Source organism: Bacillus tequilensis (assembly GCF_012225885.1).
GTDB lineage: Bacteria > Bacillota > Bacilli > Bacillales > Bacillaceae > Bacillus > Bacillus tequilensis.
In genome coordinates this window covers 742,086-768,234 of record NZ_CP048852.1, presented here as the reverse complement: position 1 = coordinate 768,234, position 26,149 = coordinate 742,086, and the positions used below count along the sequence as shown (strand labels likewise).

The 26,149-nt window shown below is 46.6% G+C and carries 23 protein-coding genes and 1 pseudogene; 9 read left to right on the top strand and 15 right to left on the bottom strand.

Annotation, left to right across the window (positions count from 1 at the left end):
• Positions 1-146: 146 nt before the first annotated feature.
• The 6 genes from G4P54_RS04000 to G4P54_RS03975 form a co-directional block, all read right to left on the bottom strand.
• Entirely contained in the window at positions 147-1,106 is a 960-nt protein-coding gene (locus G4P54_RS04000) for a tripartite tricarboxylate transporter substrate binding protein (RefSeq protein ID WP_167871845.1), read from the bottom strand.
• Positions 1,103-1,789 carry a two-component response regulator CitT gene (citT, locus tag G4P54_RS03995; protein WP_167871844.1) on the bottom strand — a complete coding sequence of 229 codons (687 nt, stop codon included), beginning with the start codon at positions 1,787-1,789 and terminating at the stop codon, positions 1,103-1,105. The genes G4P54_RS04000 and citT overlap by 4 nt, the downstream gene beginning before the upstream one ends.
• Entirely contained in the window at positions 1,761-3,371 is a 1,611-nt protein-coding gene (gene yflR, locus G4P54_RS03990; RefSeq protein WP_167871843.1) for a two-component sensor histidine kinase CitS, read from the bottom strand. The genes citT and yflR overlap by 29 nt, the downstream gene beginning before the upstream one ends.
• A gap of 123 nt (positions 3,372-3,494) precedes the next feature.
• Positions 3,495-4,931, bottom strand: coding sequence for an anion permease (locus tag G4P54_RS03985; RefSeq protein WP_024715768.1), 1,437 nt, complete (start codon positions 4,929-4,931; stop codon positions 3,495-3,497).
• 127 nt (positions 4,932-5,058) lie between these two features.
• Positions 5,059-6,321, bottom strand: a complete 1,263-nt coding sequence (locus G4P54_RS03980) for a pectate lyase (RefSeq protein ID WP_167871842.1) — start codon at positions 6,319-6,321, stop codon at positions 5,059-5,061.
• A gap of 192 nt (positions 6,322-6,513) precedes the next feature.
• Positions 6,514-6,861, bottom strand: coding sequence for a YflT domain-containing protein (locus G4P54_RS03975; RefSeq protein WP_167871841.1), 348 nt, complete (start codon positions 6,859-6,861; stop codon positions 6,514-6,516).
• Between the two features lie 242 nt (positions 6,862-7,103).
• On the opposite strand from G4P54_RS03975, the gene G4P54_RS03970 reads away from it, so the two are divergent.
• From G4P54_RS03970 to G4P54_RS03945, 6 genes are all read left to right on the top strand, one after another.
• Complete coding sequence (locus tag G4P54_RS03970) at positions 7,104-7,472, top strand: DUF3212 family protein (protein WP_024715771.1); 369 nt, start codon at positions 7,104-7,106, stop codon at positions 7,470-7,472.
• Positions 7,473-7,580: 108 nt separating this feature from the next.
• Positions 7,581-8,528 (top strand): Fe(3+)-citrate ABC transporter substrate-binding protein YfmC, encoded by a 948-nt coding sequence (gene yfmC / locus G4P54_RS03965; RefSeq protein ID WP_167871840.1) that lies wholly within the window; start codon positions 7,581-7,583, stop codon positions 8,526-8,528.
• Between the two features lie 73 nt (positions 8,529-8,601).
• A complete protein-coding gene (gene fecD, locus G4P54_RS03960) occupies positions 8,602-9,603 on the top strand; it encodes a Fe(3+) dicitrate ABC transporter permease FecD (RefSeq protein WP_167871839.1) in 1,002 nt (333 codons plus the stop codon).
• On the top strand, positions 9,600-10,601 hold the full coding sequence (yfmE, locus tag G4P54_RS03955; RefSeq protein ID WP_024715774.1) for a Fe(3+)-citrate ABC transporter permease YfmE: 1,002 nt from the start codon (positions 9,600-9,602) through the stop codon (positions 10,599-10,601). Before fecD ends, yfmE begins: the two co-directional genes overlap by 4 nt.
• Positions 10,602-10,613: 12 nt before the next feature.
• Positions 10,614-11,414, top strand: coding sequence for a Fe(3+)-citrate ABC transporter ATP-binding protein YfmF (gene yfmF / locus G4P54_RS03950; RefSeq protein ID WP_024715775.1), 801 nt, complete (start codon positions 10,614-10,616; stop codon positions 11,412-11,414).
• A gap of 95 nt (positions 11,415-11,509) precedes the next feature.
• Positions 11,510-12,529, top strand: coding sequence for an NADP-dependent oxidoreductase (locus tag G4P54_RS03945; protein WP_167871838.1), 1,020 nt, complete (start codon positions 11,510-11,512; stop codon positions 12,527-12,529).
• A gap of 55 nt (positions 12,530-12,584) precedes the next feature.
• Here the strand turns inward: G4P54_RS03945 and G4P54_RS03940 are convergent, their stop codons facing one another.
• Both G4P54_RS03940 and G4P54_RS03935 read right to left on the bottom strand, forming a co-directional pair.
• Positions 12,585-13,031: a GNAT family N-acetyltransferase gene (locus G4P54_RS03940; protein WP_167871837.1), complete on the bottom strand. Its 447-nt coding sequence runs from the start codon at positions 13,029-13,031 to the stop codon at positions 12,585-12,587.
• 70 nt (positions 13,032-13,101) lie between these two features.
• Positions 13,102-14,232, bottom strand: a complete 1,131-nt coding sequence (locus G4P54_RS03935; protein ID WP_167871836.1) for a DEAD/DEAH box helicase — start codon at positions 14,230-14,232, stop codon at positions 13,102-13,104.
• 174 nt (positions 14,233-14,406) lie between these two features.
• On the opposite strand from G4P54_RS03935, the gene G4P54_RS03930 reads away from it, so the two are divergent.
• The gene (locus G4P54_RS03930) at positions 14,407-15,963 is read left to right on the top strand and encodes an ABC-F family ATP-binding cassette domain-containing protein (protein WP_167871835.1); all 1,557 of its coding nucleotides are present in this window, start codon (positions 14,407-14,409) and stop codon (positions 15,961-15,963) included.
• A gap of 119 nt (positions 15,964-16,082) precedes the next feature.
• Here G4P54_RS03930 and G4P54_RS03925 read toward each other — a convergent pair.
• From G4P54_RS03925 to yfmT, 7 genes and pseudogenes are all read right to left on the bottom strand, one after another.
• Positions 16,083-16,236 (bottom strand): annotated as a pseudogene (locus G4P54_RS03925) (hypothetical protein).
• 538 nt (positions 16,237-16,774) lie between these two features.
• Complete coding sequence (locus tag G4P54_RS03920) at positions 16,775-17,965, bottom strand: MFS transporter (RefSeq protein WP_167871834.1); 1,191 nt, start codon at positions 17,963-17,965, stop codon at positions 16,775-16,777.
• 65 nt (positions 17,966-18,030) lie between these two features.
• Positions 18,031-18,453: a MerR family transcriptional regulator gene (locus G4P54_RS03915; protein WP_162102991.1), complete on the bottom strand. Its 423-nt coding sequence runs from the start codon at positions 18,451-18,453 to the stop codon at positions 18,031-18,033.
• Positions 18,454-18,577: 124 nt separating this feature from the next.
• Positions 18,578-19,024 (bottom strand): YfmQ family protein, encoded by a 447-nt coding sequence (locus G4P54_RS03910; protein ID WP_024715782.1) that lies wholly within the window; start codon positions 19,022-19,024, stop codon positions 18,578-18,580.
• 122 nt (positions 19,025-19,146) lie between these two features.
• On the bottom strand, positions 19,147-21,036 hold the full coding sequence (locus G4P54_RS03905; protein WP_167871833.1) for an ABC-F family ATP-binding cassette domain-containing protein: 1,890 nt from the start codon (positions 21,034-21,036) through the stop codon (positions 19,147-19,149).
• 323 nt (positions 21,037-21,359) lie between these two features.
• Positions 21,360-21,764 (bottom strand): methyl-accepting chemotaxis protein, encoded by a 405-nt coding sequence (locus G4P54_RS21605; RefSeq protein WP_373683402.1) that lies wholly within the window; start codon positions 21,762-21,764, stop codon positions 21,360-21,362.
• Between the two features lie 469 nt (positions 21,765-22,233).
• Positions 22,234-23,691 carry a benzaldehyde dehydrogenase gene (gene yfmT / locus G4P54_RS03895; RefSeq protein WP_167871831.1) on the bottom strand — a complete coding sequence of 486 codons (1,458 nt, stop codon included), beginning with the start codon at positions 23,689-23,691 and terminating at the stop codon, positions 22,234-22,236.
• Between the two features lie 247 nt (positions 23,692-23,938).
• Here yfmT and bcaP point away from each other — a divergent pair, with 247 nt between their 5' ends.
• Together bcaP and G4P54_RS03885 are read left to right on the top strand one after the other, a co-directional pair.
• A complete protein-coding gene (gene bcaP / locus G4P54_RS03890; protein WP_167871830.1) occupies positions 23,939-25,324 on the top strand; it encodes a branched-chain amino acid transporter BcaP in 1,386 nt (461 codons plus the stop codon).
• A gap of 89 nt (positions 25,325-25,413) precedes the next feature.
• Entirely contained in the window at positions 25,414-26,121 is a 708-nt protein-coding gene (locus tag G4P54_RS03885; RefSeq protein ID WP_167871829.1) for a YjjG family noncanonical pyrimidine nucleotidase, read from the top strand.
• Positions 26,122-26,149 lie beyond the last annotated feature (28 nt).

Sequence of the window (26,149 nt, the reverse complement as noted above, 5' to 3'; positions counted from 1 at the left end):
TTTTTATCTTACCTTTTTGCCATCGTATGGGAAAACCAACCGCAAGTAAATAATTTGGTTTTTTTGTATTTTTAATTTTTTAAAACCGTTTTGTTCTTTTTGATCAATTTAGATCACGACAAATAGATCCCGGATATTCCGGAATCTTAATTTCCTGTCATAATGCTTTGATAAAAAGTTGTTTGCTGTTCAAGAAACCGTTTCGTTTCCCTGCTGTTCAAATAAAAGCTTTCCCCGTCCTGATCGTTTATTTTCCGCTTCCACTCGGGTGAGGATGTGACCTTCTTTAGAGCTTGGTCCCAGTATGAAATCTCTTCTTCAGACATATTTTTCGGGCCCAAAACCCCTCTCCAATGAGAAAACACAAACGGGATCCCCTGCTCCTTCCACGTCGGTACATCCGGAAAACCGGGAAGTCTTTTATCAGACGTTACAGCAGCTAACGTGAGATCGCCGCGCCGCTCATATGTTTTCGCTTCAGACACGGTCATTGAAGCTGCTTCTATCTCATGTCTGATCAGCGCCTGAATGAGCTGTTCACTGCTGTCATACTGCAAAAATTGAATAGTAAAAGGATCAATGCCGTACATATCCGCCGCGCTGACGAACGAAAGCTGATCATCATTGCCAAACCCCGGTGCAAAGCCGATTTTCACCTTGCCTGGATTCATCTTAATCTCATCCAGTAAATCCTTGCCGTTTGTTAACGACGATCCTTTTGGCAAGGCAACCGCCTGCCATTCCTTGGAGAGAATGGCAAGCGGCGTAAAATCGCTCATTTTTAATTTGCTTTGTCTGAGAATGTCGTTGCTCAGGATTAAACTGGATGTCATGCTGATGATCCGTTTACTGCTATCATTGACATATTTCCAGCCTTTCTCTCCCCCGCCGCCGGGTTTATAGACGATATGAACATCGCCCTTCACGATCTGCTTCTGCCGCAGAACGGATTGGATCGCCTGTGCTGTGACATCCCAGCCGCCAGAAGGCTCGGCGGGGACAACAATTTCAATCGGCCCGTCCGGCAGGCGCGGCGCAGCCGCCTGCCGGATATCACCCTGCATAAAGAGTAATAGCGCAATGAATAGAAGTATACTTCTATTCATATCTCATCCGCCGCCAAATAATATTTTCTCTCCGGCCTGCCGATAATCCCGTATTCAAGTTCGGCTCTTGCTTCTTCCTTTGACACAAGGTACTCGGCATAGCGGCGGGCAGTCGTTCGTGACGCCCCCATTTTTTCCCCAAGCTCTTCCGCTGTCATTCCTTCTGACGCATTCAGAAGCACTTCCTTAATGTTCCGCAGTGTAATCGAATTAATGCCTGTCGGCAAATCCTCAACCGGCAAAGATGCCTTCACACCGTTCCCAAAAATATGATCGATCATGGATTGGCTGACCTCTGGCTGAGATAAAAGCAGCCTCCTTTTTTCTTTATACTGGAGCAGCACCTGCCTGAACTTATCAGCCGTTACGGGTTTGATCAAATAGTGGGCTATCCCTGCCCGGAGCGCTTCTTGTAAGTGACGGGTTTCTGTTGCCGCTGTGATGATCATAATATCCACTTCGGGAAAACGGCTTCGTATCTCAGGAATCATTGATGTCCCCAGCTCGTCCGGCATATAAATATCCAGCAGAAGCAAGTCTGCCTTTTGTTCCTCCAAAAGCGCCATTGTTTCTTTGCCGTTTGCCGCCTTGCCGATAATCTTGAATCCATCAAGCTGTTCAATTAATCTCTCATGGATTTGCGCAACCCGAAAATCATCCTCCGCAATCGCGATGTGAATCAAATGGATTCCCCCTTTGTTTCTCCTTCGGTATAAATACAGTGAATACCGCACCGCCGTTTTTTTGATTCGCCAGTTCGATCCAGCCGCCCAGTTCATGCACTGAATCCTTAACATTGGCCAGACCGTAGCCTCTCTTCATCCCCTTTGAAGAATAGCCTCTTTGAAACACAGCTTCGATTTTATCAGGCGGAACACCCGGACCTGTGTCCGACACTTCGATGACAATGTCATGCCCCATATCCGTGATGAAAACCACTGCCTCCTTCACACTTTGATCAGCTACAGCTTCGAAAGCGTTATCAATTAAGTTGCCGATAATGGTAATGAGATGGGACAAGCCGATATGTGCAGGAAGAGGCGCAAGCGAGCTGTTCTCATCGATAGACAGCTTGACCTTCTTTTCCGATGCCTTGCTTATTTTCCCTAACAAAATGGCCTGCACCTGCTGTGAATGGATGTTATGGAATAAGAGATCATGCTGTTCATTTTGTATCGCATATTCTTCTTTAATCAGATCAATGGCTTCCTCATACTCGCCAAGCTCAAGCAGCCCTAAGATCGCGTAAAGCTTATTTGAAAATTCATGGGTCTGCGCTCTGAGATCCTCTGAATATTTGCGTACCTCTGTCAGTTTGTCGATCAGCTTTTTCAGCTCTGTTTTCTCCCGGAAACTGACGACAATCCCATACGTCTGCCCGCCTTGCGTCATCACTTTCGTATTGATAATAAATACTAGATCGTTGACACTTACTTCCTGGTTTGGCTGCATGTCTCCTTGTTCAAGCACACTTTTAAGCCCGGCGCCCGGCATGACGTCTTCAATAGGAAGATGGATCACAGGCTCGGGAAGCTTCAGCATCTCAGCCGCCGACACGTTCATCATCGTGACGACGCCTTCACGGTTGGTAGCAATAACCCCTTCTCGAATTGCGAAAAGCATTGCATTCCTCTCCCGATAAAGAGACGCAATCTCATGCGGCTCAAGGCCAAGCGTATCCTTCCTGATGCTTTTCGCCAGCGCGGCGGCACCGGCAAATCCGAGGAGCAGCACAAGAACAGCAATCACGCTCAAATTTCTTAGATGTTTTTTAATGCTTTGCTCTGTCTCCGTCTGCAGAAAATCAACGGATACGCTGCCAATCACCTGGCTGTATCCCTTCTGCTCTTTCATAATCGGCGCGCTCCCTCTAATCACCAGCCGTTCATCCGCTTTTGTTTCAGAAACATGCGAGCCGCCAAACAACATTTCTCTGCTGCGCTCCAGCTTCATTTGGGCACTTTTACCCGTAGTGCTCTGAATGTCTCCTTTTTCGTCCAAAATATAAATGGCATAAGCGCCAGTCTGTTCTTTCATCTGTTCAATGACCTCTTGCGCCTCAGCCTCGTGTCCGCCTTTAGCCGGCGGCATATAGGAAATGGTTCTCGCTGTCTGAACCGCAAGCTGCTCAGCCTGCCTTCGTTCTTCCTGTGTATGCTGAACAGCTAACGTAATGGTCAGCACACCAATGACAAAAACCAGCAGAGCCGCAATCAGCCCCATTATTTTTGTTTGCAGGGAAAAATGGAACCGCTTTTTCACCACAGCACCAGCCGTCCTTTCTACCTAGATCATACCATTTTCCGCGGGTCATTTTCTCATTTTTCAAAATCTATTTCTTAAACAGGGGAAAATAAAAAAGGCAGACCGCGGTCTGCCTTTTTCTTTCTACCATATTCCCAGTACTTTCCACCATAATCCGCCGATCACAAGCCATACGACAATATGGACGATCGAGAGAATAAATCCGATGGACCACCATTTGCTTTGCGGAACGTAGCCTGCTCCGAAGAAAACCGGAGCCGCTCCAGCACCATAGTGAGTCGTTGACCCGAACAAGTTGCTGAAGAAGGCGAGGCTGAGCGCTGCGAGAAGCGGCGGTGCGCCCGCTGCCACGATGACAGCCAAAAACGCTGAATACATCGCGCTGATATGGGCTGTCGCACTTGCAAAGAAGTAGTGTGAATAGAAATACACAACAATTAAAATGAAGAATGCTAAAATCCAAGAGAATCCTGATACGGATGATTTCATGGCATTACTGAACCAAGACACCATGCCCAGCTCATTCAAGAAGTTGGCCAGCATGACAAGCGCCGCAAACCAAGTGAGCGTATCCCAAGCGCCCTGTTCTTTTTTGATATCATCCCAAGTCAGAACCTGTGATAATAAAAGAACGGCCAAACCGATCAATGCGGTTGTGGTCGCATCGATGTTGAAGCTGCCGCCAAAAATCCAAAGCGCAAGCACCAAAAGAAAAACGATAACCATGGAAAGCTCTGATTTCTTGAACGGTCCCATTTCTTTCAGTTTTTCTGTTGCGATTTTCGCCGCATCCGGTGTTTCTTTGATTTCCGGCGGGTACAGCTTGTAAATCACAAGCGGTGTGATGATTAAACTTACAAGTCCCGGTACAATCGCGGCAATCGCCCAGCTTGTCCATGTTAAGTCCACCCCTGCGACATCATGGGCCAGCTTGGCAATCAGCGGGTTCGCCGCCATCGCCGTTAAGAACATAGCAGATGTGATCAGATTCCCCTGAAAACCGGTTTTTAATAAGAATGCGCCGATTTTTCTCTCTGTTCCATTTGCCGGACTTGATCCGAATGTTTCGGATAATGATCTGATAATAGGAAAGATAATGCCTCCTGCACGCGCCGTGTTACTTGGAATGGCAGGTGAAAGTATTAAATCACTGAACAGCAGTGAATAAGATAGTCCAAGGGTTTTTTTCCCGAATTTCTGAACGAATACATACGAAATTCTCGCACCAAGCCCGGTTTTGATAAATCCCCGGGAAATAAAGAATGCGATGACGATAAGCCAGATGGTCTTATTCCCGAATCCGCTTAATGTATCCTCAATTGATAGTGTTCCAGTTAGTGCAGTAACCGCCAATGCAAAAATGGCAATTGCACCCATTGGCAAGGGCTTGGAGATAAAGCCGATAATTGTCGCGACAAAGATCGCAAACAAATGCCAAGCTTTAGGTTCAAGTCCGGACGGAGCAGGAATAAACCAAATGATTAGTCCCACAGCGACAGTAATAAGCAATGGAACAAGCTTTACTGCTGACTGTTTTCCTGCGTCTTTTTCTGAAGCCATAAATAGGTCTCCTCCTATATACTTGTTTTCCGATCCCCTTTCCCATTCTACTACTTAACTAAGTTAATAAACATTTTAATTAATTAAAAAACACAAAGGTGAGCAGCCCTTTGTGTTTTTCATTTTCTTAATTTAGTTTACCCGCCCCCGCTTGAGCTATAACATTCGATTTCACATTCGCGGAAGCATCGATTGTTCCGTGCAGAGACGGCGTCCAGCCGACAGAAGAACTCAGTCCGTTTGCAGCCGATGCGTTGATCTCCGCGCCGTTCAGCAATGTGCCGGAATCATATAAAGCCGTTCCCCCGCTGAACACGCTGATCGTTTTAGCAGCTGACAGTCCCGGCACGTCAATGACATTGTTTTGGGCATAGATTTTAGAGGACTTTCCGATTCCCCACGCATAGCTGAAGGCATAGTCTGAGGAGCTTGTGCTGCCTTCATAATAGTTATTGTATACGTGCACCTGTCCGAAGCGGACTCTCGGTGCGCGCTGGACGATATTTTTGTAACGGTTATGGTGAAGCGTGATTTTTAATTTGCCGTCATCGGATGTTTTGCTGTCGCTTGATCCGAAAATGGAGCTTTTATCATGATCGTGATAATCGTTGTAAGACATCGTGATATAGTTCGCGCCGTTAGAAGCATCTGTTTGCCCGTCATGATGCTGATATTTTCTGCCGAAATACTTTGGTGATGTGCTGTCCGGACGGGAGCCGTCATTAAATGTACAATGGTCAATCCATATGTGCGTGCCGCCGTTTATCGTGATGTTGTCGTATTGCGAGTTCCAGTTTCCTGAGCTGCCGTCAGTCGGGTCCCACTGCGGAAAATAATCATAGGCGTCCTGGAACTCAAGATTGCGGATAATGACATTATCACTCTTGATCTGGAAGTTTCCGCCCGCGATTTTGGCATTTGTTCCCGAACCGACAATCGTCGTATTCGCAGGAATGTCGAGCACCACACGTGCTTTTTGATTTTTCTGAGAGCGCTCTCTCGCCTCTTCTTGTGCTCCCGAAGGCTCTTTTTTGCCCCATGTGCCAGGATCATAGGCTTTCAAATATTTGTCCAACTCGTACTCTGGATCTTTATAGTCATTTAGGCCGAGCGGCTTCAGATCGTCATCCACGTTCATGTCAATTGTTCCCTTGATATAAATAATTTTTGGCGTTGTGTTGGTGTTCTTGCCTAATGCCGAGACAAGCTGGTTTCTGTTGCTGACGGTATACACGTTCGAGGACGATGCTTTAGATCCGCCTGTCGTGCCGGTTGAATACGCGCCCCAGCCATTATTTGACCCTAATGCCTGATGGCCTAAATCAGTTGCATTCGCCCCAGCCGGAGTCAACCCTAAAAACAGCGCCGTGGCTAACATCACTTTTTTCATTCACTATGAACCCCCATTTTCTATTTCGTGAGATTTTATTCCAATTTCTCACGAAAATATAATAGCAAATTGAGGGACATCGAGAACCGAAAATGTACCGCTATCTTATTGCGGCATTGTGCAAAACATCCGCCGCAAAGACCGCAAAAAAACCCAAAAGGCCGGAGTTTGCCTTTTGGGTTAGTCCCTGCATTATGCCCAGGATTTCACTTTTTCATTATCTGTCACAAAGAGAAGCACTTTCCCTTCATCTAAACGTTTCTCAAATTGAGCGGCTTCATCTTCAGAAAAACCGATTTCATGAATTTTATTTCGAAGCTCGTCGCCTTTTTTATTAAACATATTTCCTACCGCGTGCTTGAGACCTGTTTCTTTGGCTCCGATCGTGTTGGCGTTTGTGTTGTCTGCCAGCCGTTCCGTTCTGTCATCGTCGTGAGATAAGACGTATACATCCTCTTTCGCAACACCCATTTGCTGTAATTCTTCTACATCCTTCATGAGCTGTTCATCGTTTGTATACTCTTTTACAACTGGTTTCATTCCGATATTCCTCCTTCATGTTTTCTATATTTGTTTTATACCCGATCGCATATTGATAAAACAGATTTCAGAACATTGAAGAGGAAAACAGGAAGAATGGTAGTAGCCATTTATTTTACGCTCATGGTAAAGTAATAGGAAAGCAAATATTTTCAGAAAAGTCAAAACAGTAGAGAAACTGCTGCCCGGAGCAAACGATCATGAATGGCTGTCTTTATCTGTACGAGCAGGAGGTATGTCTAATGCAATACTTTTCACCAGAACAGCAATACAATGCGTGGGTTGTAAGTGATTTAGTCAAACAGATTTTCCATCAGCGATCCGGCGGTTCACCCGGAATTCACGAGCTTGCAGTCTTTGCCGAGGAACATTTTCAAATTGATATCGACTTTGTTTTCTCCATTATCATGAATATCGGTGATATTGAATTCGCACTCGCAGAAGAAATAGAAAAGAAATTGTCCGGCTATCTCGGCGCTCTCCTCCCATATGTCAACGCTGATATGCTTAAAACCTCTAAAGCCAACGCCAATGCGTTTTTGTCCCAGAGACACGGCAATGCAGTATACCATTTATTTGTGCCTGATGAAGCTTTTATGAAAAAGCAGTGAAATTGCAGCTTTCTTTACTAAAAAAATATTGACACGATAAGCCATGCTATTATAGTGTTTACATGTGATAATGATTCTCATTACTAAATCTAAAAAAGGAAGAATGACATGCGCACCTATTCTAACAAGTTGATTGCCATCATAAGTGTTTTATTGATTGCCTGCTTCATTGTATCCGGCTGTTCATCCAGCAAAAATAACAGCGGAAGCGGCGAAAGCAAGTCTAAGGATTCAAGAGTGATCCAGCATGAAGAAGGAAAAACGCCAGTGAGCGGCACACCTAAACGGGTGGTTGTCCTTGAGCTTTCATTCTTGGATGCTGTTCATAACCTTGGCATTACGCCAGTGGGCATCGCCGATGACAACAAAAAAGATATGATTAAAAAGCTTGTCGGCAGCTCCATTGATTATACATCTGTCGGTACACGCAGCGAACCGAATCTTGAGGTGATCAGCTCCTTGAAGCCTGATTTAATCATCGCTGATTCTGAACGCCATAAAAACATTTATAAACAGCTGAAACAAATCGCCCCGACGATTGAATTAAAAAGCCGGGAAGCGACATATGACGAAACGATCGACAGCTTTACAACCATTGCTAAAGCATTAAATAAAGAAGATGAAGGAAAAGAAAAGCTTGCCGAGCACAACAAAGTCATCAACGGCCTAAAAGCGGAGCTTCCGAAAGATGAAAACCGCAGCATTGTTCTCGGGGTTGCAAGAGCTGATTCGTTCCAGCTTCACACGTCATCATCCTATGACGGAGAAATCTTTAACATGCTCGGTTTTACACACGCTGTGAAGTCTGATAAGGCCTATCAAGAAGTCAGCCTCGAGCAATTGAGCAAAATCGATCCTGATATCTTGTTCATCTCAGCCAACGAAGGCAAGACCATTGTAGACGAGTGGAAAACGAACCCGCTTTGGAACAATCTAAAAGCGGTGAAAAACGGACAAGTCTATGATGCGGACCGTGACACTTGGACAAGATTCAGAGGCATCAAGTCTAGTGAAACAAGCGCCAAAGACGTGCTGAAAAAAGTGTATAATAAGTAGGACAAATGAGAAGCGAGGGGGAAATCCTTGCTTCTTCGTTTTTGCAACCAGACGCAGTAAGGAAGTGAGACTGTTGTATCATTCAGCCAAACGGCGCTCATCATCAAGACTGATGATGTTCATCATCGCATTGATTATTTTTATATTCGGGCTTGGGCTGAATCTTTCAGTGGGAGCCTCAGACATCGGCATCATAGATTCATTGAAATATCTTTTTGTATGGGACGGTTCAAAGGAACAGCTCATCATCTCTACTCTTCGCCTTCCCCGCACATTAATCGGCGTTTTCGTCGGTGCCAGCCTGGCCGTAGCAGGGGCGCTGATGCAGGCCATGACGAGAAACCCTCTCGCTTCGCCCCAAATTTTCGGTGTGAATGCAGGCGCATCGCTTTTTGTCGTTGCTTCTCTCGTCATTTTGCCGCAATCTCCCTATTCCTCCGTTGTATTCGCGTTTGCGGGTGCGGCGGCAGGCGGCGCGATTGTGTATATGATCGCCTCATCCGGCGGAATGACGCCTGTTAAGCTTGCGCTGTCGGGAATGGCGGTGCATTTGTTCCTTTCCTCTATGACTCAGGCCATCATTATTTTAAATGAGTCTGGTGAGGATGTACTTTATTGGATGACAGGCGCGATAGACGGAAGCAACTGGCAGGATGTCATGACCATCGCCCCGTTTTCTGTCATCGGCATCGGACTGGCTCTCGTGTTTTCCGGTTCTGTTTCTGTTCTCGGTCTCGGAGATGAAACAGCAAAAGGGCTTGGGCAAAATATGAGCGGCATCCGGATTCTGATCAGTTTTATCATCTTAATTCTTTCCGGCGCTTCCGTAGCCGTCGCGGGACCGATCGGCTTTGTCGGGCTGCTCGTTCCGCATATTGTCCGCAAGCTGATCGGTGAACATTATCAATACGTCCTCCCGTTTTCGGCGCTGTTCGGTGCCATTTTGCTGGTATACGCAGATGTTTTGGCCAGATGGATTGCATTTCCTTATGAATCACCGGTCGGCATCGTCACCGCGATTATCGGAACACCGTTCTTCTTATATTTGGCAAGGAAAGGGCGAAATCTGAAATGAAGAAAACAACCAGTAAACAAAAACGCCCCTTGCTGGCGATACTCATATTGGCCGTGATTCTGATCGTTCTGTCCGTCATCAGCATCGGCTTCGGCGCATTATACATTTCACCGGATGCGGTGGTCACGAATTTGCTTGGATTGGATCATTCCTTTGAATTCATCATCCAGCAATACCGTCTTCCCCGAATACTATTAGCGATTTTGGCCGGTGCCGGGCTTGCCGCGGCCGGAGCGATTTTACAGGGTGTGATCCGAAATCCGCTCGCTTCCCCGGACGTTGTCGGCATTTCTAAAGGATCAGGACTTGCGGCGATGGCAGTGATTCTGATCTTTCCTGAATCACCGGTGTACGTGCTTCCGTTCTCCGCATTTGCCGGAGCAGCCATTATTGCTGTACTATTATTAATGATAGCCCGAAAAAAGAGCATTCAGCCCTCTTCACTGGCTTTATCAGGCATCGCCTTAGGCGCGGTCTGCCACGCCGGGATGCAATATATGATGGTGAAGTTTCCGGGTGACGTGAATGCAGCGCTCATTTGGCTGACAGGCAGCCTCTGGGGAAGAAACTGGGAAGAGGTCAAACTGCTTGTACCATGGCTTTTGATTCTTTTTCCGATTGTCTGCATTCTCATACCGAAGCTGGATCTGATGTCTCTTGGCGATGAGCTGACGCAGGGTCTTGGCGAAAACGCAAACCGGCTGAGATTCATCCTGATTTTCACCGCGGTTGCGCTGGCGGGAAGCTGTGTAGCCGTCGTCGGCTCAATCGGTTTTATCGGCTTGCTTGCTCCGCATATCGCCAGACGGCTTACTGGAGAAAAAGCTAAATATTTACTTCCTGCTTCAGCATTGATTGGTGCTATTATATTATTAATTGCAGATACGTTAGGGCGCGGCCTCATGCCTCCGGTTGAAATACCGGCCGGAATATTGACAGCCGTGATCGGCGCGCCTTATTTCTTATATTTATTGAAATTCGAAGCGAGGAAACAGTAGGGAGAGGATACCATGGGAAAACTGGCTGCAGACCAGCTCACTCTTTCATATGACAGCACAGTGATTATTGACGGAGTAGACTTACAGATAGAAGAAGGAAAAATCACTGCGCTCATCGGCGCCAATGGCTGCGGGAAATCAACAATCCTCAAATCACTCGCCAGGCTGATGGCTCCAAAAAGCGGAACAGTGCTATTAGAAGGAAAAGATATACACCGCCAGCCGTCAAAAGAAGTCGCAAAAAAGCTGGCCATTCTTCCTCAATCTCCTCAGGCGCCTGAAGGATTGACGGTAGAGGAATTATGCTATTTCGGCAGACATCCTCACAAAAAGCTGTTATCCAAGCATACCCAAAAGGATCATGACATGGTGGGATGGGCGCTGGAAGCAACAGGCATGATTGAGCTGAAGGATCGGACGCTGGATGCCCTGTCAGGCGGCCAAAGACAACGAGCATGGATTTCCATGGCGCTTGCTCAAGGCACTGATTTGCTTTTGCTTGATGAACCGACCACGTATTTAGACATCTCACACCAGATTGAAGTGCTTGAGCTGCTGAAAAAGCTGAACCGCGATCATGGCCGCACCATTGTCATGGTGCTCCACGATTTAAACCAGGCCGCTCAATATGCTGACTATCTGATTAGTGTGCTGGACGGAAAAATATACAATGCCGGAACACCGGAAGATGTGTTTACCCAGCCATTTTTCCGTGAAGTCTTCGGCTTGGAATGCTGCATTATGAGAAGCCCGATCGACCAAAAGCCCATGTGCCTGCCGACGGGACTGTGCCCGAAATTACGGGCGAAATGAAAAGGAGAGGAACCCCCCTCTCCTTTTTTGTATGCTTTGTATTTCTTCCCCTATCCATGTTACAGTGGTGTCAATCAAGCGATAGGAGGATGAAAATGACAGCATCTCAGCAGCAAATTCAATTAGCAAGGCGGCCGGAAGGCGTTCCCGTTCATGAAGACTTCCGCTTTGAAACCATTCCGGTCCCCGAGCCGAAGCAAGGGGAAGTGCTTGTCAAAACGCTTTATGTATCGGTTGATCCTTACATGCGCGGCCGTATGCAGGATACAAAGTCATATGTTGAACCGTTCACCTTGGATGAAGCGCTCTCTGGCGGAGTCATCGCTGAGGTCTTGTCAGGCGGCGATCATCTGAAAAAAGGCGATATCGTCATCGGAAACCTCGCCTGGCAGGAATTTTCCGCTGTGAGCGAGTCTGCCTTGCGGAAAATAGATACAAGCCTCGCTCCCGCTTCAGCCTATCTCGGCATTCTGGGCATGACCGGCTTGACGGCATATTTCGGACTGCTGGATATCGGGCGCCCGAAGGAAGGAGAAACTGTGGTTGTCTCCGGAGCTGCCGGAGCCGTCGGTTCAACGGTCGGGCAGATTGCCAAAATCAAAGGCGCGCGAGTCGTCGGCATCGCGGGATCTGATGAAAAAATCGCGTATTTGAAACAGAAGCTGCAATTTGACGAAGCCATCAACTACAAAACAGCTGATGATATCCAAAAAGCGCTTGAGGACGCTTGTCCTGACGGTATCGATGTGTATTTCGACAATGTCGGCGGGCCGATTTCAGATGCGGTCATGAACCTGCTCAATGAATTCGCCCGCATTCCGGTGTGCGGCGCGATTTCTTCCTACAATGCGGAAAGCGAAGCAGACGACATGGGCCCTCGTGTCCAATCAAAGCTGATTAAAACGAAGGCGCTGATGCAAGGGTTTATCGTAAGCGACTACTCTGATCGTTTTTCTGAGGGGGCAAAACAGCTGGCTGAATGGCTGAGAGATGGAAAGCTCCATTACGAGGAAACGATCACAGAAGGCTTCGAAAACATTCCTGACGCGTTTTTAGGCTTATTTAAAGGTGAAAATAAAGGGAAACAGCTGATCAAAGTCACTGATCCGAGTTAATATACTGATGAAAACAAGGAGGGTTTTTCGCCCTCCTTGTTGTGTTTATTCGAGGTCAGCAGCGGAGAGTCAAAGTAAAATACCCATCGTCATCAGGTTCCGTTTCTTCCAGTTTAAAGCCAACTGCTTGAAAGCAAGCCAAACTGATTTGATTGTCTTCTTCGATGCTTGCAGTCCATTCCCGCACACGAGAAAATTCAGGTTCGTTCAGCAGTTTTTTTAATATCTGTTTTCCGTACCCTTGAAGCCGATACAGAGGATTGACAATCAATCCAATATACGTCTGCTTCTCTCCAAACTCAATAACGGCCATGCCCGCCGTCAGCTGTCCATCATACGCCATGAGGATCGTATCGTCTTCATCTTCACTCACTCGTTCATACCACGCCTTTAATGGCAGCATCGCATCCATTCTCCGCCTGGTATCCTCATTCTCAAACCAGTGTTTAAGGATTTCCAGCTCAGACTCCTTCATGATTTGAAATCTGTCTATTGAAGCCATTTCCTCACTCCCTCGTATCGTCTTTTCTATTATTTTACAACAAAAAAAAGAGGGCTTTCCGCCCTCCTTTTTATTTTGTCTTCAGTTTTCCGCCTGTATAAACAGCTTCACTCAGCTCCACGCCAAGCTTCTTCGCCATTTTTTTCAGCTTTGATTCTTCCAGTTTCGTAACAAGGCTCAGCACGCTGCCTTCTTTTCCGGCCCGGCCTGTTCGGCCTGATCTGTGAACATAGCCATCTTCGTCAGGAATATCGGCATGAATCACGTACGGCAGATTTTCAATATCCAAGCCGCGTGCGGCAATATCAGTTGCCAATAAGAGCGGGAATTCTCCGTCTTCGAATGCGGCAATGATTTTCGCCCGCTCCATCTTTTTCGCTTCACTATGCAGAACACCGAGATCAACGTGGTGATATGCAAGCTTTTCCGCATATACACTCAGGTTGCCGATGTCTCTCACAAATACGAGTGCCTGCATGCCTTGAAGTCTCGATAGCTTTTGCAGCAGCTTCACTTTATCGCGCTGCTCGCAAATCAGATATTGATGCTTCACTTTCCCGGCCTCCGTCTTGCTTCGCTGCACCTTCAACACCTCAGGCTCTTGCGCGAGTTCGCGGAGCACATCCTCTGTTTCCTTTTTGAGCGTGGCAGAAAAACATAGAAGCTGCCGGTCTCTTAATGTCGTTTTAATGATTTGTTTAATCGTTTCACGATGCTCCGGCAGAATCAGCTGATCCGCTTCATCAAGTACGATTGTTTTCACTTCATGCATTTTGAGTTTCTTTGCTTTAATCAGTTCAAACACCCTGCCCGGCGTGCCGACAATGATATGCGGGTGTTTTTTCAGTTTTTCGAGCTGCTTTTTCACATTCGCCCCGCCGATTAAGGAAGCCGCGCGCAGCTCTGATCCCGCTTTCCAATCCTGAATCACCTGAAAAATCTGCATCACCAGCTCACGCGAAGGCGCTAAAATGACTGCCTGCGGATGCTTCTGATCAGGCTTGATCCGTTCCAAAACCGGAAGCGCATACGCCAGCGTCTTCCCTGTTCCTGTCGGCGATTCTGCAATGACATCCTTTCCGTCCATGATCAGGCGGGCTGCCTGCTCCTGTACAGGAGTTGGCTTTTGAAAGCCGGAAGCATTCCAATTCTCTTGTATAAATGATTGTGCATTATGTAAAAATGGCCAAGTTTGCGTCATTTTCGTTCTCCTCAATTCCTGAAATCTATTCCATAGTATCTCAAAACCTCGCCCGGAACGCAATTTTTCTTTTTCTTTCCTATACCTTTCAACATTCTGATTCCTCCTTTATAATCAAAAGGGTGAATATTACACGCCGATTGTGCGTGTTTGATAAACGATAGAGGTGTAAATATGAGTATTTTATCTGTAAAGGATTTAAGCCACGGCTTCGGTGACCGTGCCATTTTTAATAACGTCTCCTTCCGCCTGCTAAAAGGCGAACACGTCGGGCTGATCGGCGCAAACGGTGAAGGAAAATCGACCTTCATGAATATTATTACCGGAAAGCTTGAACCTGATGAGGGGAAAGTTGAGTGGTCAAAAAATGTTCGTGTCGGTTATTTGGATCAGCATACCGTGCTGGAAAAAGGAAAATCCATTCGTGACGTCCTGAAAGACGCGTTCCATTATTTATTTGCGATGGAAGAGGAAATGAACGAAATTTACAACAAAATGGGTGAAGCAGATCCCGATGAGCTCGAGAAGCTGCTTGAAGAAGTCGGCGTCATTCAAGACGCGCTGACGAACAATGATTTTTATATCATTGATTCCAAGGTGGAAGAAATCGCCCGCGGCCTCGGTTTGAGTGATATCGGTTTAGAGCGTGATGTCACTGATTTGAGCGGCGGACAGCGCACCAAGGTTCTTCTCGCTAAGCTTCTCCTTGAAAAGCCGGAAATTCTGCTTCTCGATGAGCCGACCAACTACCTTGATGAGCAGCATATCGAATGGCTGAAACGCTACCTGCAGGAATACGAGAACGCGTTTATCCTGATTTCCCACGATATTCCGTTCTTAAACAGCGTCATCAACCTGATTTATCACGTTGAAAATCAAAAGCTGACACGCTATGTCGGCGACTACCATCAGTTTATGGAAGTCTACGAAGTGAAGAAACAGCAGCTTGAAGCCGCGTACAAAAAGCAGCAGCAGGAAGTCGCTGAGCTGAAGGATTTCGTTGCCCGCAACAAAGCGCGTGTCAGCACGAGAAACATGGCAATGTCCCGCCAAAAGAAACTCGATAAGATGGATATGATTGAGCTTGCGGCAGAAAAGCCAAAGCCAGAATTCCATTTCAAGCCGGCGAGAACGTCAGGCAAGCTGATTTTCGAAACGAAGGATCTCGTGATCGGTTACGATTCCCCGCTGTCACGTCCGCTCAATCTCCGCATGGAGCGAGGCCAAAAAATTGCTCTTTACGGCGCGAACGGAATCGGAAAAACGACATTGCTGAAAAGTCTGCTTGGCGAAATCCAGCCGCTCGAAGGTTCGGTTGAACGCGGCGAGCACATCTATACCGGCTATTTCGAGCAAGAGGTCAAAGAGACAAATAACAATACGTGTATCGAAGAGGTATGGAGCGAATTCCCTTCTTATACCCAGTATGAAATCCGTGCCGCATTGGCCAAATGCGGACTGACGACAAAACATATCGAAAGCCGCGTCTCCGTATTAAGCGGAGGCGAAAAAGCGAAAGTCAGATTGTGCAAGCTGCTTAACTCGGAAACAAACCTGCTTGTGCTCGATGAGCCGACAAACCACTTGGATGTCGACGCGAAAGAAGAACTCAAGCGCGCCCTCCAAGAATATAAAGGCTCGATTCTGCTGATTTCCCATGAGCCAGAGTTTTATATGGATATCGCGACAGAAACGTGGAACTGCGAGTCTTGGACGACGAAGGTGCTTTAATTCATAAAAAAATCCGCCTGCTGAAGGGCGGATTTTTTACTGCCATTTTTTCTGAACGATTCTCAAAATCTCTCTGTCTTTTAAAATGAGCTGCAATGGCGATGTGAATTCATCAAGTGTCAGCTCTCTTTTGGCAGACAACTCAAAGTCCTCCTCATCAGCCCAAGCGGTGAACCACTCAACTGAAAAGCTGTTTTTCATGACGCTGTGTATGTATTGATAGAGCGTTTCTAAACATTTTAAATCTAACTCTGTAGGTACTGGTTTGTCCATTGCAAAAGTGCCTAAATATTCATGAATTTGTACTTGATAAGGTAAAGTGAGATTATTAGAAAAATTTCCAATTTCTTCAACATAAATACCAGCTGCCTCAGGCCCTGTCCTTACTGGATGACCTTTATTAGTTGTAGCTTTTGTATGACCAAAAAAACCTGTTTTTAATGGTTTTTTTGCAGCTAGATAATAAAATTGAGTCATTTTTTCTCTTTTCCTTCCTGTTTTAATACTATAATATAAATTAATGACATCAACTATTCATAATACAAGAGACGGCCGCTGGGGAATATGCGAGGTTATGAAAGTCTCAAGAGGCGGCTTTTATAAGTGGTGGAAAGATTGGAATGCCTTCGGAGAAAACATTGGAAGGCCAGGATTAAAAATATCCTGAACGATGCCCCCGGAAACTGAAAGGGAGCAATAGTTACAGACGTGTAAAAGATACTTTAATATCGTGATTCCAATAGAAATTAAACGACCTGAGCCCATCATGTACATATAGGACTCAGGTCGTTTAAAACCTTTTTATTCCTTTTTAATGACCCGCCTTAATCCCAGCAAGGTGTTTACGTCCCATGAGAAGGACAAGCATGCCGACAAAAACAACGATACCGCCGACTGTATATGGTGTGCTTGCGGTGAAGTGTTCTGACAGCATTCCCGCAATCCACGGAGCGAGTGCGCCGCCGATGAAGCGGACTGAGCTGTAGGCTGAAGACGCGATTGAACGTTCAACCGGCGCAGAACCCATCACAGCGGTTGTCATGATCGTATTCACCATACCGAGGACAGCACCAGCGATAACGATACATGTAATAATCAAAGTCTGATGGTCTGTCCAAACCCCCATGACGATGAGAATGACCGCAAAAGCGATAAAAAGTACGACGAGCGAACGCACTGTACCCAGCGCTTTATGCACGAGCGGGGCGGTAAAGACTGACGTAACCGCCAGCAAAAGGCCCCAGCCAAAGAAGACATATCCAAGACCATGTTCATCTAAATCCAGAACGAACGGAGAATAAGCAAGCAAAATAAAAAATCCAAAGTTGTATAAGAATGCCGATACCGCCATCGTTAAAAGGCCTTTATATTTGAGCGCCTTCATCGCATCAAACACACCGACGCGTTTCGCCGGTTTCGGTAATTTTGGCAGCATCAAAGAAATTGCGATTAACGCAATAAACATCAGGACAGATACTCCGAAAAACGGTGCGCGCCATGAAATGCTTCCAAGCTCTCCGCCTGCAAGCGGTCCGACAGAAATCCCAAGACCGAGCGCAGCCTCATACAAAATAATCGCTTTTGCACTTCCCCCGACTGACACGCCGACGATAACCGCAAGCGCTGTAGAAATAAACAAAGCATTCCCTAATCCCCAGCCGCCGCGATAGCCGACTAGCTGAGCAATGGAGCCTGAACTGCCGCCAAGCCCTGCAAATACAATAATAAAAATAAGTCCGAGAATTAACGTCCATTTCGCTCCGATGCGGCTGGAAATGGCTCCTGAGAAAAACATCATAAATCCGGTTACAAGCAAATAACTTGTAAACAAGAGTGATACTTCACTAGGTGAAGCATGTAATTGTGCGGCGATTGCCGGAAGAATTGGATCGACCAGCCCGATTCCCATAAAGGAAATCACACAGGCAAACGCGACAGCCCATACAGCTTTCGGTTGGCTGAGCAAGCCTGTTTTCTGATTCACTTGTTTTGTCTTATCCATTTGACCTGACCTCCATCTTTATTCCATTAAAAGAAACGCTACTAAAATAGCGTTTAACAAATTTTTCATTCGATTGATTGAATGGCACGTTCCGCTTTATCGTTCATGTCTTGCAGACGTTTTTTAAAGCTTTGGAATGTGCGGATTTTCTCGTCAATCAAATCCAGCTGGTGATTCAGGGTTTCCTGAATTTCCTCTAGTTTTTCTTTCCGTTCCTTTGGATCCAGTGACAACAAATACCCCTCTTTGTTTAACTCTAGCTGGCGGCTGGTTTCCATGAAATGCTGAAGCTCCTGAAGGGAAAAACCAAGTACCTCTTTTGTATTGATGACTTTCTCAAGCTCCTCCATATCATCCTCTGAATAAAGTCTTACGCCGCCATCCGTCCGTTTCGGCGCCGGAATCAGGCCGATTTCTTCATAAAACCGTATGGTCCGCTTTGTCAGCCCGCTTCTTTTGGCTACTTGATCAATCTTCATCCATTCCAAGGTAAATCCCCCTTCGCCGTTTCTGTTACCATTATACACCTTTTGAACCTTAACGTAAACGTTAAGTTTTGAAAAGCCATAAAAAAAACGGGCAGCATCAAGCACCCGTCTTTCACTTTCCTATTTAAGCTAAACTTCCTGTCACTGACAGAGACTCTTTTTGAAGGCTTTCAGAAAGCAACTGATACGCAATCACTTTCTTCTTGTACTGTTTCACGACGTCGATATGGTCGTCGTAGCGATACACAAACAGCTTGACATCATGTTTGCCTTTTTTCGTATCTATCACCAGCGGCGTACCGCCATTTTCCGGATGCAAATAACGCTCTTCGTCACCTGGATAAATATAATATTTCTCCAGAAAGACAGCTTCGTTAAATTGGTCAATCACTTTCTGCTTTTCTTCACCCTCGAGACGTTTTCCATCTAGTGAAAGAACAGCATGTTCGTCATTCAGCTTGGCGTGCACCGCAAATTTGCTGAGCAGCCATTCTATGACGCCTGTTGGAAGACAGGTTAATAAAATTTTCACCAAACTCATGAGGATTAACATCACGATCACCCATGTCATACTTCATCATCTCCAATAGTTTTCCATGTGACGCTGACACACGATTCCATCCTATCATAAGCAGGGTGCCTCGTTTTTGTACATTATGTGAAAAAACAAGGCCTTCTGCGGGCTGCGCTTTTTCAGCTATCCAGCTCTTCTATCATGAGGGACAATTCTGTCCAGCGGTCCATCGCGTCCTCAAGCTCCTCCGCAGTTTTCGCCTGTTCAGCCATCAGCTCTTGGATTTTTCCGAAATCACTGCCTGCTGCGGCGATGTCAGCTTCAAGCTGATCATGCTTTTCTTCCAGCTGGGCGATTTTATCTTCAATGCCATCCCATTCAAGCTGATCTTTGTAGGAAAGCTTTTTCCGTTTTTTCTTCGGCTCAGCTTCGGCCGGCTTGTCTTCAGCAGCCGGTTTAGCAGCGATTTTTTTCGATTTTGACTCCTCCATATAGTCGCTGTAGGAGCCTTGGAAGCGGGAAATAACACCGTTTCCTTCAAACACAATCAAACGGTCGACGACACGGTCAAGGAAATAACGGTCATGGGATACGGTGATGACGACGCCGGGGAACTGGTCAATATAATCTTCCAAGACGCTTAATGTTTCAGTATCCAAATCGTTCGTCGGCTCATCGAGAAATAGGACATTCGGCTCCTGCATGAGAACCTGCAGCAAGTATAAACGGCGTTTTTCCCCGCCGGACAGCTTGCGGATGTACGTTTGCTGCATCGAGCGCGGGAAGAGGAAGCGCTCCAGCATTTGTTCAGCTGTAATGATATCGCCATCAACTGTTTTGACGATCTCCGCCGTTTCTTTTATATAGTCAATGACCTTTAGCTCGCCATTCATTTCACTATGATCCTGAGTATAGTAGCCGATTCTGACAGTCTGTCCAATCGTAATATGGCCGCCGTCTGGCGCATGACGGCCGGCAAGCGTGTTTAAAAGCGTTGTTTTTCCGATGCCGTTCGGTCCGATGATCCCGATCCGTTCACCCGGTATGACCAATTCATCAAAGCGGTCGACAAGCATGCGGCCGTCATAAGCGATCATGATATTGTCCGCTTCAATGACCTGTTTGCCAAGACGGTGAGAGCCAATCGCAAAGTCGAGTGAACCCGATGACTGAGGGCCTTTCTGCTCCTTAAGCGTCTCCACTCGGTCAATTCTCGCCTTTTGCTTTGTGGAGCGGGCTTTCGCTCCCCGTCTGAGCCAAGCCAGTTCGCGGCGCAGCAGGTTTTGCCGCTTCGTTTCCTTTTGCTCAGCCTGCGCTTCACGTTCCGCGCGTTTTTCTAGAAACACTTCATAGTTGCCTTTGTATGTGTAGAGGCTGCCTCGTTCAAGCTCATAAATACGGTTCGTGACACGGTTTAAGAAATACCGATCGTGCGTCACCAGCATCACAGAGCCGGGATATTGACTTAAATACCCTTCAAGCCACTCAATAGTTTCATTATCCAAGTGGTTCGTCGGCTCGTCTAAAATGAGCAAATCAGCGGGCTGGATTAAGTTTTTCGCAATCGCCACCCGTTTTTTCTGACCGCCTGAGAGCTCGTTGACCGGTTTTGTTACGTCGTTAACACCGAGCTTAGACAAAACGGTTTTCGCCAGTGTGTTCGCATCCCACGCGTTGTTCGCGTCCATTTTCGCCTGCGCTGCCAGCAGATGTTTCTGGCGCTGTTCATTTTCGGGATCTTCCCCCAGTTCATACAGCGCTTTTTCATATTCACGCAAGGTTTTCATTACAGCTGATTCACCGGAGTAGATATGCTCCAGCACAGTTTGCCCCGCAGGCAGCTCAGGGTCTTGATGAAGAAATTCGACGTGTACGCTGCCGGATTTGGTGATGTCTCCCTCTTCGATAGATTCCAAGCCTGCAATCACTTTCAGCAGCGTGGATTTTCCTGTTCCGTTCGGCCCGATTAATCCGATTCTCTCATTCTCTTCAATATGAAAGGAGATATGGTCAAATAATGTTTTATCTCCGTATGTTTTATATACATTTTCCGCTTTTAGTATGCTCATGGTTCCTATCAATCCTCACGTAAGTTCATGTGTACATTTTAAATCAGCCGTCTGAATAAAACTAGTAAAACGTCAGACATATTTCATGGAAATGCAGGATAGAAAAAGACCGGGGACATTTGTCCCCGGTCACAGATTGTTGACAAAAGCCTAAAACGTTTTAGGTTTTTGTCCTCTTTTCAGCGTGATTGAAAACCCTTGAATTCTAGGAAGGGCGAGCATCGGAGCGAATGTCCTTATTCGTGAACACCGACGCGCAGGTCTGAGAACGAATGCGAAGGTTTGCCGACACGCTGAAACCGGGGACATTTGTCCCCGGTCTCTTATTCTTCCTCAAGCGCTTTTTCTGCCATTTTTGCGAGATGCTGCGCGCTTCCTGAAATCTCCTGCATCGTGGCTGAGATTTGTTCAACAGCAGCGGCTTGTCCGTCTGTATGCTGATTAATCGACTCAATCGATTCCTCCAGCCCTTTCAGCAGGCTGTGGATTTTTTTCGTGATCTGGTCAATCTGGCCGACATTTTCTTTCGAATGCGTCGCTAGCTTTCTGATCTCATCTGCCACGACAGAGAAGCCTTTTCCTGACTCCCCTGCTCTCGCCGCTTCGATCGCGGCGTTCAAACCGAGCAGGTTGCTTTGGTCAGAAATGCCTTTCACGGTTACTGAAATATCAGCGATTTCACCGGCGCTTTCACTTACCTTTTTCGCCTGAGAAGAAATGCCTGTCATTTGAGATGAAAATCCGTTGATTGATTCAGAAATATCTGAAATGGCAGCAGCCGTTTGTTCAACGACAGCTGATAAGCTTTCCGCCACATCATGAAGCTTTGACGACTCCTCAAGGCTCGTTCCGAGGCCGACGCCCCCTATCACTTTTCCATTCTCGTCGTGGAGCGGGATGGCACGCGCGATCAATGGGAAGCCGAACAATTCTTTCGGAACCATGCTCGCCTTCTTCTGATTGCTGCGGATGGCGTCTGTGATAATGTCACCTTTTTGCAGCGGATCGCCGGCTTTTACGTTCAGAGAAAAGGTTTTGGCCGGTATATTCACGAGCAGTTTTTCCGTATCGTAAATGCCGATTGTAATATCATCCTGTACCAAACTGTTTAAATATGGGGCTACTTTGATAAACGCGTCAAGAAGGTCTGCGGTTTCTTTTTCGGTTCTTATGCTCAATTCCATTCACTCCTTTTGATTAATAAGGGAAGCTGCGTTTCTCGTGCTGGACCGAAATCCATTTCAGTGTCGTAAATTCTTCGAGGCTCCATTCACCGTTCAAACGGCCGAGGCCGGATTGCTTTTCACCGCCGAAGGCCACATTCGGTTCATCATTGATGGTCGTGTCATTGACGTGAATCATACCTGTTTCAATGCGCTTCGCAAAAGCCACGCCGCGCTCAAGATTTGACGTATGTACGGCACCGCTCAAGCCAAACGGGGTTTCGTTCGCAATGTCCACAGCTTCGTCTTCTGAATCAAATTTCATAAAGGAGACGACAGGCCCGAACAGCTCTTCCTTGGCAATGCTCATGAACGGTTTTACATCTTTTAAAATCGTCGGTTCTACGATCGTTCCGTTAAATCCGCCAAGCTTCACTGGAACAGCGCCTTCTTCAATCGCTTGCTCTACAGATTTCATCAGACCGTCCGTCTGTCTGCTGTTGATTAATGGCCCGATAATCGTATCTGGGTCCATCGGGTCACCGACCTTCAGCGTTTCCACTTTTGCCTGATACAGCTCAAGGAACTTGTCATAAATAGAAGAATGAACGAGCACACGGTTGGCTGACATACAAATCTGCCCTTGGTGTGTAAATCGGCTGAACACCGCCGCGTCAACCGCATATTCTATATCTGCATCCTCAAGCACGATAAATGCGCTGTTGCCGCCGAGTTCAAGAAGCGGCTTTTTAAAGTGCTTCATCGCAAGCTGGCCGATGTAGCTGCCCACTTTTGTGGAACCTGTAAATGAGATGATGCGCGGCACCGGGTGTTCGACAAAGCTGTCTCCGATTTCCGCAATATCAGTGACAACGACATTCAGCAGCCCCTCTGGAATTCCCGCATTCTCAAAAATTTTCGCAATCAGCGTACCGCCGCAGATCGGCGTTTCTTCATGCGGCTTCAACACGACGCCATTGCCGGCTCCGAGCGCGGGCGCCACTGATTTCATAGATAAAAAGAATGGGAAGTTAAATGGACTGATGACACCGACAACACCTGCCGGCACACGATATAATCTGTTTTCCTTGCCGTCTATTGTTGACGGAAGAATTTTTCCTTCCATGCGGACAGGGAACGTTGCCGCTTCTTTTATGATGTTTTTGACAAGCCCGATTTCAAAGGCCGCTTTGAGCCTTGTTCCGCCAAGCTCCTCCATAATCAAATAAATGATGGCTTCTTCATTCTCTTCAATATACGTAACGGCTTTTTCTAAAATGGTTCTTTTCTCGAACGGATTGACCGCATCCCATTTTTTCTTCGCCAGCGCCGCCGCCCTATACGCTTCATCTACATCATCAGCAGTCGCTTTTTTGAAGGATGTGAATGTTTTTTGGGTATAAGGATTTTTGTTTTCCAATACATTTGGGCTGCTGCCCTCCTGCCATTTACCGCCAATAAACTGTTTATTCAATTCTTCATATTGAAACATGGTCAGCATCTCCTTTATAACCTCAAGTCAAAATATGGGCGAATCTATTTTTTCTATCGGTTCGCCGTGCATAAACTTGAATATCATATTACTAAAAATTACTATTCTATGATACGCCAACGCTTTTTCGCTTCTATCATTTAAAGTAGAAAAATATGTGATTGACTGCGCCAAATTTCGACAATATAATACAACGAGAACTGCATATAATGATTAGAATATTTCGAATTTTCCAGGAGGAACTTTGATGAGTTCATTATTTAGAAAAAAACCGCTTGAAACATTGAGCGCGCAGAGCAAGTCAAAAAGCCTTGCCCGTACGTTGAGCGCATTTGATTTAACCTTGCTTGGCATCGGCTGTGTCATCGGTACAGGGATTTTTGTCATTACAGGAACAGTGGCTGCAACCGGAGCGGGTCCCGCTCTCATCATATCGTTTATTTTAGCAGGGCTCGCCTGTGCTCTTGCTGCCTTCTGTTATGCTGAGTTTTCGTCTTCGATTCCGATTTCGGGAAGCGTGTACTCATACTCCTATGTGACACTCGGCGAACTGCTCGCCTTTTTGATCGGCTGGGATCTCATGCTTGAATACGTTATTGCGCTGTCGGCGGTTGCCACCGGCTGGTCTTCTTACTTTCAATCACTGCTTGCCGGCTTCAACCTTCATCTTCCGTCCGCACTGACGGGAGCGCCTGGAAGCACGCCGGGCGCCGTGTTTAACCTTCCGGCCGCAGTGATCATTCTCCTCATCACTGCGATTGTCAGCAGAGGCGCCAAGGAAAGCACACGCTTTAACAATGTCATCGTACTGATGAAAATTGCGATCATTTTATTGTTCATCATTGTCGGCATTGGTTACGTCAAACCGGATAACTGGTCTCCTTTCATGCCATTCGGGATGAAAGGCGTCATTGTCAGCGCGGCAACTGTGTTCTTCGCGTATCTCGGATTTGACGCGGTTTCTAACGCTTCCGAGGAAGTGAAAAATCCGCAAAAAAACATGCCGGTCGGCATTATTACAGCTCTTGCCGTCTGTACCGTTTTGTACATCACGGTATCGCTTGTGCTGACAGGCATGATGCCTTATACGAAATTGAATGTCGGTGATCCGGTGTCCTTCGCGCTGAAATTCGTCGGCCAGGACGCTGTTGCCGGAATTATTTCTGTCGGTGCCATTATCGGGATTACGACGGTTATGCTCGCTTTGCTGTACGCTCAGGTTCGTTTGACATTTGCCATGAGCAGAGATGGCCTTCTGCCTGGGGTGTTCGCAAAGGTTCATCCGTCATTTAAAACGCCGTTCCGCAACACATGGCTGACAGGTATCGTTGCGGCAGGAATCGCCGGGTTTATTAACCTCGGAACGCTGGCCCATCTGGTGAACATGGGGACGCTGGCCGCGTTTACGGTCATTTCGATTGCTGTCATTGTGTTAAGAAAGAAACACCCGGAAATCAAAGCGTCCTTCAGAGTGCCGTTCGTTCCGGTCGTGCCGATTATCAGCGCAGGCATCTGCCTTTGGTTCATGTACAGCCTTCCCGGTATCACGTGGCTTTCATTTGTGATCTGGATCGCTGTCGGAACGCTGGTTTATTTCCTGTATTCACGAAAACACAGCTTACTAAATCAATAACCTTTTCAGCCGGCGGTGCCTCACCCGCCGGCTTTTTCCTTTTTTTATGTGCTATACTTTCAGTACATATGCAGAAAGGGAGACAACTGATGAAACAATACCGCACTCTATTATTTGATGTAGATGATACCATCCTTGATTTTAAGGCGGCAGAAGCATTGGCGCTGCGTTTGCTGTTTGAAGATCAAAATATTCCTTTAACAGATGAAATGAAGAGGCAGTATAAAACAATCAATCAAAGCCTATGGAGAGCTTTTGAAGAAGGAAAGATTACACGAGATGAAGTCGTGAACACCCGTTTTTCCGCTTTGTTCAAGGAATACGGTTATGAGGCGGACGGCGCTTTGCTTGAGCAAAAATACCGCCGTTTTCTTGAAAAAGGGCATCAGCTAATGGACGGCGCCTTCGATCTCATCTCAAATCTGCAGCTTCAGTTTGATTTGTATATCGTGACAAACGGCGTGTCTAAGACGCAATATAAGCGTCTCCGTGATTCAGGATTGTTCCCGTTCTTCAAGGATATTTTCGTATCTGAAGACACAGGGTGCCAAAAGCCAATGAAGGAATATTTCGATTACGTGTTTGCACGGATACCCCAATTTTCAGCGGAGCACACATTAATCATTGGCGATTCACTCACTGCTGATGTGAAAGGCGGACAGCTCGCCGGGCTTGATACTTGCTGGTTTAACCCTGACTTGAAGCAAAATGAATTAGAGATCATGCCAACATATGAGATTCGCGAGCTTGAAGAGCTGTACCGCATTTTGAATATCGAACATTCCGTCAGCTGCTAATCAGGCTGACGGTGTTTCTTTTCAAAGA

What these genes read in the sequence shown, in the direction of transcription:
- bcaP (WP_167871830.1), top strand. Translation starts at nt 23,939, where the DNA reads ATGAGTTCATTATTTAGAAAAAAACCGCTTGAAACATTGAGCGCGCAG.
- G4P54_RS03940 (WP_167871837.1), bottom strand. Translation starts at nt 13,031, where the DNA reads ATGGCTTCAATAGACAGATTTCAAATCATGAAGGAGTCTGAGCTGGAA.
- yfmT (WP_167871831.1), bottom strand. Translation starts at nt 23,691, where the DNA reads ATGTTTCAATATGAAGAATTGAATAAACAGTTTATTGGCGGTAAATGG.
- G4P54_RS04000 (WP_167871845.1), bottom strand. Translation starts at nt 1,106, where the DNA reads ATGAATAGAAGTATACTTCTATTCATTGCGCTATTACTCTTTATGCAG.
- G4P54_RS03905 (WP_167871833.1), bottom strand. Translation starts at nt 21,036, where the DNA reads ATGAGCATACTAAAAGCGGAAAATGTATATAAAACATACGGAGATAAA.
- G4P54_RS03930 (WP_167871835.1), top strand. Translation starts at nt 14,407, where the DNA reads ATGAGTATTTTATCTGTAAAGGATTTAAGCCACGGCTTCGGTGACCGT.
- G4P54_RS03885 (WP_167871829.1), top strand. Translation starts at nt 25,414, where the DNA reads ATGAAACAATACCGCACTCTATTATTTGATGTAGATGATACCATCCTT.
- G4P54_RS21605 (WP_373683402.1), bottom strand. Translation starts at nt 21,764, where the DNA reads ATGACAGGCATTTCTTCTCAGGCGAAAAAGGTAAGTGAAAGCGCCGGT.
- yfmF (WP_024715775.1), top strand. Translation starts at nt 10,614, where the DNA reads ATGGGAAAACTGGCTGCAGACCAGCTCACTCTTTCATATGACAGCACA.
- yfmC (WP_167871840.1), top strand. Translation starts at nt 7,581, where the DNA reads ATGCGCACCTATTCTAACAAGTTGATTGCCATCATAAGTGTTTTATTG.
- yfmE (WP_024715774.1), top strand. Translation starts at nt 9,600, where the DNA reads ATGAAGAAAACAACCAGTAAACAAAAACGCCCCTTGCTGGCGATACTC.
- G4P54_RS03945 (WP_167871838.1), top strand. Translation starts at nt 11,510, where the DNA reads ATGACAGCATCTCAGCAGCAAATTCAATTAGCAAGGCGGCCGGAAGGC.
- G4P54_RS03920 (WP_167871834.1), bottom strand. Translation starts at nt 17,965, where the DNA reads ATGGATAAGACAAAACAAGTGAATCAGAAAACAGGCTTGCTCAGCCAA.
- G4P54_RS03970 (WP_024715771.1), top strand. Translation starts at nt 7,104, where the DNA reads ATGCAATACTTTTCACCAGAACAGCAATACAATGCGTGGGTTGTAAGT.
- G4P54_RS03980 (WP_167871842.1), bottom strand. Translation starts at nt 6,321, where the DNA reads ATGAAAAAAGTGATGTTAGCCACGGCGCTGTTTTTAGGGTTGACTCCG.
- G4P54_RS03975 (WP_167871841.1), bottom strand. Translation starts at nt 6,861, where the DNA reads ATGAAACCAGTTGTAAAAGAGTATACAAACGATGAACAGCTCATGAAG.
- G4P54_RS03935 (WP_167871836.1), bottom strand. Translation starts at nt 14,232, where the DNA reads ATGACGCAAACTTGGCCATTTTTACATAATGCACAATCATTTATACAA.
- G4P54_RS03910 (WP_024715782.1), bottom strand. Translation starts at nt 19,024, where the DNA reads ATGACATGGGTGATCGTGATGTTAATCCTCATGAGTTTGGTGAAAATT.
- G4P54_RS03985 (WP_024715768.1), bottom strand. Translation starts at nt 4,931, where the DNA reads ATGGCTTCAGAAAAAGACGCAGGAAAACAGTCAGCAGTAAAGCTTGTT.